At 71.4% G+C, this 11,631-nt stretch carries 10 protein-coding genes and 1 riboswitch; of the genes, 4 read left to right on the top strand and 6 right to left on the bottom strand.

Annotation, left to right across the window (positions count from 1 at the left end; all coding sequences use genetic code 11):
* Positions 1–85: 85 nt before the first annotated feature.
* Together AMK19_RS21175 and AMK19_RS21180 are read right to left on the bottom strand one after the other, a co-directional pair.
* Complete coding sequence (locus AMK19_RS21175) at positions 86–910, bottom strand: enhanced serine sensitivity protein SseB C-terminal domain-containing protein (protein ID WP_073814099.1); 825 nt, start codon at positions 908–910, stop codon at positions 86–88.
* Positions 911–1,029: 119 nt separating this feature from the next.
* Positions 1,030–1,797 carry an enhanced serine sensitivity protein SseB C-terminal domain-containing protein gene (locus AMK19_RS21180; RefSeq protein ID WP_073814101.1) on the bottom strand — a complete coding sequence of 256 codons (768 nt, stop codon included), beginning with the start codon at positions 1,795–1,797 and terminating at the stop codon, positions 1,030–1,032.
* 139 nt (positions 1,798–1,936) lie between these two features.
* Positions 1,937–2,041, top strand: a riboswitch (glycine riboswitch).
* A gap of 150 nt (positions 2,042–2,191) precedes the next feature.
* Here AMK19_RS21180 and gcvT point away from each other — a divergent pair.
* From gcvT to AMK19_RS21200, 4 genes are all read left to right on the top strand, one after another.
* Positions 2,192–3,310, top strand: coding sequence for a glycine cleavage system aminomethyltransferase GcvT (gcvT, locus tag AMK19_RS21185; RefSeq protein ID WP_073814103.1), 1,119 nt, complete (start codon positions 2,192–2,194; stop codon positions 3,308–3,310).
* 102 nt (positions 3,311–3,412) lie between these two features.
* A complete protein-coding gene (gcvH, locus tag AMK19_RS21190) occupies positions 3,413–3,787 on the top strand; it encodes a glycine cleavage system protein GcvH (RefSeq protein WP_073814105.1) in 375 nt (124 codons plus the stop codon).
* A 15-nt stretch (positions 3,788–3,802) separates the two neighbouring features.
* The gene (gene glyA, locus AMK19_RS21195) at positions 3,803–5,071 is read left to right on the top strand and encodes a serine hydroxymethyltransferase (protein ID WP_073814107.1); all 1,269 of its coding nucleotides are present in this window, start codon (positions 3,803–3,805) and stop codon (positions 5,069–5,071) included.
* A 147-nt stretch (positions 5,072–5,218) separates the two neighbouring features.
* Entirely contained in the window at positions 5,219–6,586 is a 1,368-nt protein-coding gene (locus tag AMK19_RS21200) for an L-serine ammonia-lyase (RefSeq protein WP_073814109.1), read from the top strand.
* Between the two features lie 309 nt (positions 6,587–6,895).
* On the opposite strand, the gene AMK19_RS21205 is transcribed toward AMK19_RS21200, so the two are convergent.
* The 4 genes from AMK19_RS21205 to AMK19_RS21220 all read right to left on the bottom strand — a co-directional run bounded on the left by AMK19_RS21205 (position 6,896) and on the right by AMK19_RS21220 (position 11,532).
* Positions 6,896–7,468: an ATP-binding protein gene (locus AMK19_RS21205; protein WP_443135030.1), complete on the bottom strand. Its 573-nt coding sequence runs from the start codon at positions 7,466–7,468 to the stop codon at positions 6,896–6,898.
* A 103-nt stretch (positions 7,469–7,571) separates the two neighbouring features.
* Complete coding sequence (locus AMK19_RS21210; RefSeq protein WP_083647159.1) at positions 7,572–8,765, bottom strand: L,D-transpeptidase; 1,194 nt, start codon at positions 8,763–8,765, stop codon at positions 7,572–7,574.
* Positions 8,766–8,929: 164 nt separating this feature from the next.
* Complete coding sequence (locus AMK19_RS21215; protein ID WP_073814113.1) at positions 8,930–10,177, bottom strand: L,D-transpeptidase; 1,248 nt, start codon at positions 10,175–10,177, stop codon at positions 8,930–8,932.
* 167 nt (positions 10,178–10,344) lie between these two features.
* On the bottom strand, positions 10,345–11,532 hold the full coding sequence (locus AMK19_RS21220; RefSeq protein ID WP_073814115.1) for a L,D-transpeptidase: 1,188 nt from the start codon (positions 11,530–11,532) through the stop codon (positions 10,345–10,347).
* Positions 11,533–11,631 lie beyond the last annotated feature (99 nt).

Genomic DNA, 11,631 nt, shown 5'->3' on the forward strand with positions numbered 1-11,631 from the left:
CGTAGACCCCGGGAACGCGAAAAACCCCCGCCCGCCTCGGAAGGAGGCGGGGGCGGGGGCTTTCTGACGTTTTGTCAGAACTCGGTCATCGACCCGGGTATCCCGGCCACTGGGGCCCCGGCCAGCCCGGCGCAGGCCCGGACGGTGGTTGCGCTGCGTAACCGAAACCGGTGGGGTAGGGCCCGGCCGCGGCCTGCCGGTCGAAGAACGGGCGGGTACCGGCCCGCAGCCACATCGCCACCGGGTCGAACTCGTCGGCCATCAGCACGGTCGAGACGGCCGGCCCCTCGGGGGCCTGCGCGGCGGCCCGCTGCACCAGCGCCCGGGCGGCCTCCACGGCCGGCGGCGAGGTGTCGTACAGGTCCAGACCGATCGCCAAGTGCGGTTCGCCCAGCACCGGTTCGACCCAGGCCCGCCAGAGCGAACGCAACGGGCGTACCTCGGCGGCCTGTTGGTTCAGCACGGCGAAGAACTGCGGTGCCTGGCCGGTCGGTTCGGAGATCCGCAGCGGCCCGGCCGGCAGCCGGTCCAGGCCGACCGCGATCCGCCGGAGGTCGGCCCACGGCACGCCGATGCCGCCGCCCGGACGGTGCGGGTCCAGCCACAGGCCCCAGCGGGAGCGGTACAGCGAGCCGGCGATCTCCGGCCCGGACACCACCTCGTGGCCGCGCGACCAGCCGCTGGCCGTCAGCTGCCCCGGCGAGGTCACGCAGGGCGCGTAGCCGTGCCCGCCGACGTCCATGTTCCCGTACTGGGCGTCCGGGCTGCCCGGGCTTCCGTGCCAGAGCAGCATCCAGACCTGCCCGTGCGCGAGGGCGCGCAGCAGCCCCTCGTACGCCTCCCAGCGCTCCGGTGCGACCGCTCCGAGGGCGCGCTCGATCGCGCCCGGGTCGCCCGCTGCTCCCGTCACGTCGCCGCCCTCTTTCTCGACTTCCCTCGTCCGCCCGTCCACCGCCCCGCGGTGTGCCGGGGCAACCCTATGGGTCGCGCCCGTCAACCGTCATGCCGCCGTACCGCATCCCTCGGGGCTCACGGCCGCACGTAGAAGGGCTGTACCCGCCCGAGCAGCCAGTCCACCACCGGGTCCGCGACCAGGTCGAGCAGCACCAGGTGGACGCCCCAACTCGGCGGGGCGGTTCCGAGCGCCCGGCCGAGCGCGAGGTTGACGTCGCCGGGGTCGGCCGGGGACGCCGGGTCCAGCTGGACGCCGATGTACAGCAGGGTCGCCTCGCCCTCCACCCGGGCCAGCGCCCGACGGGCCGTCAGCACGCCCGGCACGGCGGCGAGTTCACCGGCGGCGGCGGCCAGGAAGGCATACGGCTCCTGGTGCGGCTCGGGCTCCTTGAGCGCCACCCGGGCCCCCTCGGTGACGCCCTGCGCCTCCCAGTCCTCGCCGCGCGGCCCGCGCCGCAGCTCCCCGACGCCCTCCGGCGGCACCGGGATGCCCACCGGCGCCTCGGGGTTGACCGCGACGCCGATGCCCAGCGGCAGGCCCCGGGCGAACTCCCACATCGGGGCGATCGCGAACGGGATGCCCGGCGCGTGCTGCAGGTACAGCTCCTGCGAGCTGTACACCGGCACATAGGGCGCGCCGGCGAGCTCCAGGGTCGGCAGGTCGAGCGAGCCCGACTGCGGATCGGCGCCGGACGGCAGCGGGATCCACACCTGGCTGCGGGCCAGCACCTCGATCACCCGGGGCGTCGCCCCCGGGTCGCCCAGGGCCGCCATCAGCACCTGCTCCAGCTCGTTGGCCGGCCAGCTCCCGCCTTCCGGAACCTGACCCAGCGGGAACCCCATCTCGCCCCTCCACACTCACGGTTGCGTTCAGGTTAGCGGCGTCGGCGGGCGGGCCGGCGCGAGTGTGATCCATCCCCACTGCCGCAAGCACCTCACGGCATGCCATGATGGGCCCGCCCAAAACTTCATACCGGCCGCTCGAACCCGCGCGGGAGAGCCGGAACGACCGTCACCCGGTCGCGACCGGCGCCGAAGGAGCAAGTCCTCCCCGGAATCTCTCAGGCCCCCCTACCGCACGGGCGAGGCAGATCTGGAAAGTGGACACGGCCGTGCCGTGCGCCCACCCACGGTGCAAACCGCCATCCTGTCCGGGATGCGGTGAAGCTCTCAGGTTCGACGACAGACGGGGAGATTCGCCCCAGCCTGCCCGTTTCCAGATCCCGGGAGTCCTGTCGTGTCCCTCCGCCTCACCGCGCTCGACGCGCTGCACCGCTCGCTCGGCGCCACCATGACCGACTTCGCGGGCTGGGACATGCCGCTACGCTACGGCAGCGAGCGCGAGGAGCACCTCGCGGTCCGCACCAGGGCCGGCCTGTTCGACCTGTCGCACATGGGCGAGATCACCGTCTCCGGCCCGCAGGCCGGCGAACTGCTCGACCACGCCCTGGTCGGCTTCATCTCCGCGCTCGGCGTGCTGCGCGCCCGCTACACCATGATCTGCCGCGAGGACGGCGGCATCCTGGACGACCTGATCGTCTACCGCACCGCGGAGAACGAGTACCTGGTGGTCGCCAACGCCTCCAACGCCCAGGTCGTGCTGGACGCCCTGACCGAGCGCGCGGCCGGCTTCGACGCCACCGTCCGCGACGACTGCGACGCCTACGCGCTGCTCGCCGTCCAGGGCCCCGAGGCCAACGGCATCCTGGCCAAGCTCACCGACGCCGACCTGCCCGGCCTCAAGTACTACGCGCTGCTGCCCGCCACCGTGGCGGACCGTCAGGTCTGGCTGGCCCGCACCGGCTACACCGGCGAGGACGGCTTCGAGGTCTTCTGCGCCCCCGCCGACGCCGAGCACCTGTGGACCGCGCTGACCGGGGCCGGCACCGCCGAGGGCCTCGTCCCGTGCGGCCTGTCCTGCCGCGACACGCTGCGCCTGGAGGCCGGCATGCCGCTGTACGGGCACGAGCTGTCCACCGAGCTGACCCCGTTCGACGCCGGCCTGGGCCGCGTGGTGCGTTTCGACAAGACCACCAACAACGGCGAGTTCGTCGGCCGCAAGGCCCTGGAGGAGGCCGCCGCGGCGGCCGAGGCCAACCCCCCGCGCAAGCTGGTCGGCCTGGTCTCCGAGGGCCGCCGCGTCCCGCGCGCCGAGTACGCCGTGGTGGACGCCGAGGGCGCCGCGATCGGCCGGATCACCTCCGGCTCGCCCTCCCCGACCCTGGGCAAGCCGATCGCCATCGCGTACGTGGACGCCGCGCACGCCGAACCGGGCGCCACCGTCGCCGTGGACGTCCGCGGCAAGGCCGAGCCGGTCCAGGTCGTCGCGCTGCCGTTCTACAAGCGCGCCCGCTGACCCTCCCTCGGTCCTTCACCTGCTGTTCGAGCAGTTCTTTCCGGTTCGTCCGCCCAGCGGACGGCCGTGCCCTCCCCTCCCGCGATCCTGGAGAATGACGTCATGAGCAACCCCACGCACCTGCAGTACACCAAGGAGCACGAGTGGCTTACGGCCGCCGTGGACGGGGTGTCGACGATCGGCATCACCGCGCACGCCGCGGACGCCCTCGGCGACATCGTCTACGTCCAGCTCCCGAATGTCGGCGACACCGTCACCGCGGGTGAGACCTGTGGCGAGCTCGAGTCCACCAAGTCGGTCAGCGACCTCTTCTCCCCCGCCACCGGCGAGGTCACCGAGGTCAACCAGGAGGTCATCGACGACCCGGCCCTGGTCAACTCGGAGCCCTTCGAGGGCGGTTGGCTGTTCAAGGTCCGGGCCACGGCGACCGACGAGCTGCTCGACGCCGACGGCTACACCGCCTTCACCGGCGCCTGACCGGGAGACCCCCTCATGACGGTTCTCAACCAGTCCCTCCACGCGCTCGACCCGGAGATCGCCGCCGCGGTCGACGCCGAGCTGCACCGCCAGCAGACCACCCTGGAAATGATCGCCTCCGAGAACTTCGCCCCGGTGGCGGTCATGGAGGCCCAGGGCTCGGTGCTCACCAACAAGTACGCCGAGGGCTACCCCGGCCGCCGTTACTACGGCGGCTGCGAGCACGTCGACGTGGTCGAGCAGATCGCGATCGACCGGGTCAAGGAGCTGTTCGGCGCCGAGCACGCCAACGTGCAGCCGCACTCCGGCGCGCAGGCGAACGCCGCGGCGATGTTCGCGCTGATCCAGCCGGGCGACACCATCCTGGGCCTGAGCCTGGCCCACGGCGGTCACCTGACCCACGGCATGAAGATCAACTTCTCCGGCAAGCTCTACAACGTGGCCGCGTACCACGTGGACGAGAAGAGCGGCCAGGTCGACATGGCCGAGGTCGAGCGCCTCGCCAAGGAGCACCAGCCCAAGCTGATCATCGCCGGCTGGTCCGCCTACCCGCGCCAGCTGGACTTCGCCGAGTTCCGCCGCATCGCGGACGAGGTCGGCGCCCTGCTGATGGTCGACATGGCGCACTTCGCCGGCCTGGTCGCCGCCGGTCTGCACCCCTCCCCGGTGCCGTACGCGGACGTGGTCACCACCACCACCCACAAGACCCTGGGCGGCCCGCGCGGCGGCGTCATCCTGTCCAAGGCCGAGTTCGCCAAGAAGATCAACTCTGCGGTCTTCCCCGGCCAGCAGGGCGGCCCGCTGGAGCACGTCATCGCCGGCAAGGCGGTGGCCTTCAAGGTCGCGGCCACCGACGAGTTCAAGGACCGCCAGCGCCGTACCCTGGAGGGCGCGAAGCTGCTCGCCGAGCGCCTGCTGCAGGACGACGTGACCGCCTCCGGCGTCTCCGTCCTCTCCGGCGGCACCGACGTGCACCTGGTCCTGGTGGACCTGCGCAACAGCGAGCTCAACGGCCAGGACGCCGAGGACCGCCTGCACGAGGTCGGCATCACCGTCAACCGCAACGCCGTCCCGAACGACCCTCGCCCGCCGATGGTCACCTCGGGTCTGCGCATCGGCACCCCGGCGCTCGCCACCCGCGGCTTCGACACCGAGGACTTCCGTGAGGTCGCCGACATCATCGCGGAGACCCTGAAGCCGGGCTTCGACGAGGCCAAGGCCGAGTCGCTCAAGGGCCGGGTGACCGTGCTCGCCGCCAAGCACCCGCTGTACCCCGAGCTGTAACCCTTCCCCGCGTCCGCCGGCACCCGGCGGCCGCCCGGAAACCCCGGGGCACCGCGCACACTGGAACGTGCGCGGTGCCCCGTTCCATGCGCCGCCCCCGTCCCACCGGACGGACCACTCCACGAGACCAGACAAGGACGTCACCCCGTGGCCATCAGCGTCTTCGACCTCTTCTCCGTCGGTATCGGACCGTCCTCCTCGCACACCGTCGGCCCGATGCGCGCCGCCCGGATGTTCGCCCGCCGGCTCGCCTCCGAGGGACTCCTCGACCAGGTCGCCTCGCTCCGCGCCGAGCTGTACGGCTCCCTCGGCGCCACCGGCCACGGCCACGGCACCCCCAAGGCCGTCCTGCTCGGCCTGGAGAACAACTCCCCGCGCACCGTCGACGTCGACCAGGCCGACCTGGACGTCGAACGGATCCGCGCCACCAAGCGGCTCAACCTGGTGGGCCGCCGCGAGATCGCCTTCGACCCCGACACCGAACTCGTCCTGCACCGCCGCAAGGCCCTGCCCTACCACGCCAACGGCATGGCCCTGTGGGCGTACGACGCCACCGGCGCCGTCCTGCTGGAGAAGACCTACTACTCCGTCGGCGGCGGCTTCGTGGTCGACGAGGACGCGATCGGCGAGGCCCGGATCAAGCCCGACGACACCGCGCTGCGCCACCCCTTCCGCACCGGCGAGGAACTGCTGCGCCTCACCCGGGAGACCGGCCTGTCCATCTCCGGCCTGATGCTGGAGAACGAGAAGGCCTGGCGTACCGAGGCGGAGATCCGGGCCGGCCTGCTGGAGATCTGGGCCGTCATGAAGGAGTGCGTGGCGGCCGGCATGTCCCGCGAGGGCATCCTGCCGGGCGGGCTCAAGGTCCGCCGCCGCGCCGCGTCCGCCGCCCGCGCGATGCGCGCCGAGGGCATCGGCCCCGGCAACGCGATGGAGTGGGTCACCCTCTACGCGATGGCCGTCAACGAGGAGAACGCCTCCGGCCGCCGCGTCGTCACCGCCCCCACCAACGGCGCCGCCGGCATCATCCCCGCCGTCCTGCACTACTACCTGAACTTCATCCCGGGCGCGGACGAGGACGGCATCGTCCGCTTCCTCCTCGCGGCCGGCGCGATCGGCATGCTCTTCAAGGAGAACGCCTCCATCTCCGGCGCCGAGGTCGGCTGCCAGGGCGAGGTCGGCTCCGCCTGCTCGATGGCCGCCGGCGGCCTCGCCGAGGTCCTCGGCGGCACCCCCGAGCAGGTCGAGAACGCCGCCGAGATCGGCATCGAGCACAACCTCGGCCTCACCTGCGACCCGGTCGGCGGCCTCGTCCAGATCCCCTGCATCGAGCGCAACGGCATGGCCTCCGTCAAGGCCATCACCGCCGCCCGGATGGCCCTCCGCGGCGACGGCCGCCACCACGTCTCCCTCGACAAGGCCATCAAGACCATGAAGGAGACCGGTGCCGACATGAAGATCAAGTACAAGGAGACCTCGCGCGGCGGCCTCGCGGTCAACGTCATCGAGTGCTGAGTCCGACACCGTTCGGACATAGCTCGAAGGTCCCGGGTCCCGGGACCTTCGAGGGCTGGCAGGTGGCGTCCGGATCATGAGATGATCCGGAGGCCACCTGGAATCCTAAGGTTGAGCATGGCGCACGCCTTGGTTTCGACTTGTTTTTGGGGTTGCGGCGTGCGATAGTTATGCGTGTCGGGCGTGACCGCCCGACCACTTCCCATCCGGCGGCACGCACCCCCTTGGCTGCCGGGTGACGCGCAGGGGCCCCGGACCGCGAACAAAAGCGGACAGGGGCCCCGCATCGTTTGTGGGCAGAAAAAAGTGTCAGAGCGCGGTGGTTCGGTCCCGGGTGCGCATCTCGAACCAGACGCCCTTGCCACGCGGCAGCAGATCGGCCCCCCAGCGGTCGGAGAGTTCGTCGACCACACGCAGGCCGTGGCCGCTCTGGTAGCGGCCGGTCTCGGGCGCGACGATCAGGCAGGGCAACGCCCGCGAGGAGTCCCGGACTTCGATCCGCAGCCAGCCGGGCCGCCGTACCAGCCTCAGCCCGATCATCCGCCCGCCGGCGTGCCGCACCGCGTTGGCGACCAGTTCGCCGGTGAGCAACTCCCCGACCTCCAGCAGGTGGTGGAGGTTCCAGGCCGCCAGGACCGAGAGCACCAGCCGCCGCGCGACCCCGGCCGACTCGGGGCGGGAAGGCAGTCGCACCTCCTCCGCGGCGTCGGGATCGCCGAGCACGCCGAGGAAGACGTGCTCCATCTCGTCCGCGGTCATCCGTTCCAGGTCGGCGAGCACCACTGCGGTGCCGAGACTCGCGGCTCCGACCCCCGAGGGGCCGTCACCGCGGGTGCCGACCAAGGAAAGTGATGCCCGTTCCGCTTCGCCCCATCCCGCCATGGGGCCCATCATTGCGGAACGTGGGCGGCCGCGTACGGACAATGAGCAAACGATCACGGCCCTTCTGGCATATGCCGTCAGCAACCGAACTGGTGCCCGACGATCACCACTTGGCCCAGGAGAGGTTCCAGCCGCCCAGTCCGTTGGCCGGGTCGACCGTCGCGCCCTTGGAGTTGACCACCGTGATCACGTCGCCGACCAGCGTGGAGGCGTAGAACTTGCCCGCCGAGCTGCTCGCGCTGCCGCCCTGGACGTCGGTCAGGCCGATGCAGCCGTGGCTGCCGTTGGAGACGCCGATGACGCCCGCGCCCCAGTAGTTTCCGTGCACGTAGGTGCCGGTGTCGGTCAACCGGATGGCATGCGGAACCACCAGATCGTATTCGTCGCCGGACCCCGCCTTGGTGACGCCGGCGGAGGTCATCCGGGTGGTGCCCTCCATCCCCTCGACGACCATCGAGCCGCCCCAGGTGTCGTAGCCGGGCTTGCCCGCGGTGAACGCGATCGAATCGGTCTGCTGGCCGTCGCGCTCGACCTTCATCCGGTGGGTGTTGACGTCGGCGGTGGAGATCTGGGAGCGGCCGATGGTGAACGGCTCGTCCTTGTCGACGCCGCCGTACACGCCGGGGGCGGTCTCCACGTCCTTGAGCTTGTAGTGGATGGTGACCTTGGTGTTGGGGCTCCAGTACTTCTCCGGGCGGAAGTCGAGCCGCTTCTCGTTGAACCAGTGGCCCCTGACCACGGTGCCGTCCGAGGCCTCGAAGGTGATGCCGGCCGCCACCGCGTCCTTGTTCTTGACCGCCCGGTTGAACCGGACCGAGACGATCATGCCGACGCCGTACTGCTCGTTGTCGGCGATGTTGTCGCTGACGCCGGCGTCCTTCTCGGGGGTGAGGGTGGTGAAGGTGGAGCGCGCGTTGGCGACCACGCTCTGGGGGTCCTCGGCGAGCGCGTCCACCGTGTAGGCGGTGGAGATCTTGAGGTTGCTGCTGGGCGTCCACGAGGTGCCGTCGGAGGCCAGCGCACCCTGCACCTCGACGCCGTCGGGGCCGGTGACCTTGACCGAGGTCAGCTTGCCGCCGTTGGCGGAGACCTTGACCGCGCCGGAGGTCTTGACGTCGGTGGCGCCGTTGGCGGGTTCGATGGCGATGGTCGCGGCCGACACGGTCGGCTTGGCCGAACTGGCGGCCGCCTTCGGGCTGTCCGCCTTGGCCGGGTCCGTACTGCAGCCGGTCGTGGCCATCAGCACCAGGGCGCCTGCGAGCGCACCCAGCGCGTAACCCCCGCGTATAGCCTTCACGTTCCGCTCTCCCCACACACCTGCCTGTCGGCTGACAGGTCTTTCGCTTCATATGACGGGTCGACCGGGCGAAACGTTGCGCGGCGAGTGTCCCGGTACGGTCACGAACGGCCGACGGCCCGGCGGGTGCGAACCGCCGGGCCGTCACTGTGGGTTGGGATCGGCTACCACTTGCTCCACGGGACGGTCCAGCCGCTGAGGCCGTTGTCCCCGGAGACGGTCTGGCCCTTGGAGTTCACGATTTTCACCACATCGCCGACGATCGACGAGTTGAAAAACTTGCCGGCGGCCGAACTGTCGCTGCCGCCCTTGGCGTCGGAGACGCCGATGCAGCCGTGGCTGGCGTTCGACTTGCCGAACGCGCTGCCCCAGTAGTTGCCGTGCACGTACGTGCCGGAGGTGGTCAGCCGCATCGCGTGCGGCACGTCCGGGACGTCGTACTCGTCGCCCTTGACGTTGGACACCGTCGCCGAGTTCATCCGGGTGACCTTCTCCTTGGTGGAGATCACCATGGTGCCGTTCCAGGACGGGTTCTGGTCGTTGCCCGCCGTGATCGGGACGGACTGGGTGTCGCCGCCGCCGCGCGAGACCGTCATCATGTGGGTCGCGGCGTCCACCGTGGAGACCTGGTAGCGGCCGATGGTGAACGGCTCGTCCTTGTCGACGTCGCCGTACACGCCGGGCGCGACCTCGACGTTCTTCAGCCGGTACTTGACGGTCACCTTGGTGCCCGGCTTCCAGTAGTTCTCCGGCCGGAAGTCCAGCCGGGAGGTGCCGAACCAGTGGCCCTTGGCGACCGTGCCGTCCGAGCCCTCGACGGTGATGCCCGCCAGCACCGCGTCCTTGTTCTTGACCGCCTTGCTGAAGTTCACCGAGACGATCATGCCGACGCCGTAGGTGCCGTTGTCGGCGATGTTGTCGTTGGTGGCGACCTTCTTGGCCGGGGTCAGCGTGGTGAAGGTGCTGGTGGAGGCGGCCACCAGGCCGGCCTGGTCCACCGCCTGCGCGTTCACCGTGTACGTGGTGCCGACCGTCAGCTGCTCGGTGGGCTTCCAGCTCAGGCCGTCGGCGGCGATCTCGCCGGCCACCGCCTTGCCGTTCTTGTCGGTCACCGCGACGGTCGTCAGCTTGCCGCCGGCCACCGCCACCTGGAGACCGTCCTTGGGCGCCACGTCGGCCGCGCCGTCGGCCGGAGTGACCGTCAGCTGGGCGGTCGACACCTTCGCCGGGGCGTCCGACGCGGACGAGGAACCGCCGCCGCCCTTGGCGTCGGTCGAGCCGCCGCCGCCACTGCTGCAGGCCGTCCCGAGCAGCATGACGCCGCCCACCAGCAGGGCCGCCGCCGCCCGACGCACCCGCCGCCCGTTCCCGGCCCCGACTATCCCGGACCCGGCCTTCTGAACCGCCTCCACCGCGCTGCTCCCCTCCAGGTCTGCACAGCGATACCCGTGGGGCGCCCGGAGTCGGCTCCGCCGGATCCGCTGCGCCCACCGCGTCCCCGAAGTCAGTTTCGGGCGCGCGCGGGGGCAAGGATAACCGGCGAAGCTGAGTGAATCTTCGGAGGGAGCCGAGTGCCCGTTCAGTGAACTGCCGTCGGCCGTCCGACCGTCCACTGCGCCCAGGGGAGGTTCCACCCGTTCAGGCCGTTGTCGGGCGAGACCCGGTCGCCGTGCGAGCCGCGCACCTCCACCACGTCGCCGACCAGGGCGTGCCGGAACAGCCAGCCGGCCGGGGTGTTGGCGTTGCCGCCCTTGCTGTCGGCCAGGCCGATGCAGCCGTGGCTGGTGTTGGCGGCCCCGAACACGGCCCGGTCGGTCCAGTAGTTGCCGTGCACGAAGGTCCCGGAGGCGGTCAGCCGCAGCGCGTGCGGGACGTCCTTGATGTCGTACTCGTCGCCGAGGCCGACGGTCTGCGAGTTCATCCGGGTCACCTCGAAGCGCTCGGAGACCACCATGGTGCCCAGGTAGGTGGTGTGCTCGGGGCTGCCGCCGCTGACCTCCAGGGTGCGCAGCAGGTGGCCGTCCTGATGGACGGTCATCAGGTGCCGGTCCAGGTCGACGGCGGCGATCAGGGCGCGGCCGACGGTGAAGTGCACGTCCTTGGTCTGGGTGCCGAGGTAGCCGGGCGCGGCCTCGACGTCCTTGAGCCGCAGCCCGAGGGTGACCTTCGTACCGGGCGGCCAGTAGGCGTGCGGGCGGAAGTCGAGGCGCTGGTCGCCGAACCAGTGGCCGGCGATCTCCTGCGGCGGGTCGGCGGTGACGGCGACGGCCTGTTCGACGGCGGCCCGGTTCTGGACCGGGCGGGAGAAGCGCAGCGACACGGGCATGCCGACGCCGACGGTGGAGCCGTCCTCGGGGGTGAAGAAGGCGACGAAGGCGTGCTCGGGCGGCACGGTGGCGAACCCGGCGTGCTGGACGGCGCGTTGGCCGTCGGAGTCCTCCGCGGTGGCGTCCAGGGTGTAGGCGGTGGCGGTGGCGAGCCGGGCGTCGGGCGTCCAGGCGGTGGCGTCGGCGGTGAGCGTGCCGGGCACCGCGGCGCCCCGGTCGTCGGTCAACCGGACGTCCAACAGTCGCCCCTGGGCGACCGTCACCTTGACCGCGCCGTCCACCGGGACGCCCTGCGCGCCGTCGGCGGGGCTGACGGCGAGCTGGGCGCGGGAGACCGGCGGGGCGCCGTCGGACGAGAAGCCCGGCCAGGTGCAGCCGGTCAGCAGGACCAGTCCGGCCGCGGCCGCCCGTCGAGCCCAGAGCCGTACCGCGGCGTGCATGCCGTCCTCCCGCTGTCGTGCGAAACCACCCGATGCCGGTCACAACGACCGATCGCGGCTCCCGGACACGACCGGATGGTTTCCCCACCCGGCTCCGTT

This window comes from Kitasatospora sp. CB01950 (assembly GCF_001905465.1).
GTDB lineage: Bacteria > Actinomycetota > Actinomycetes > Streptomycetales > Streptomycetaceae > Kitasatospora.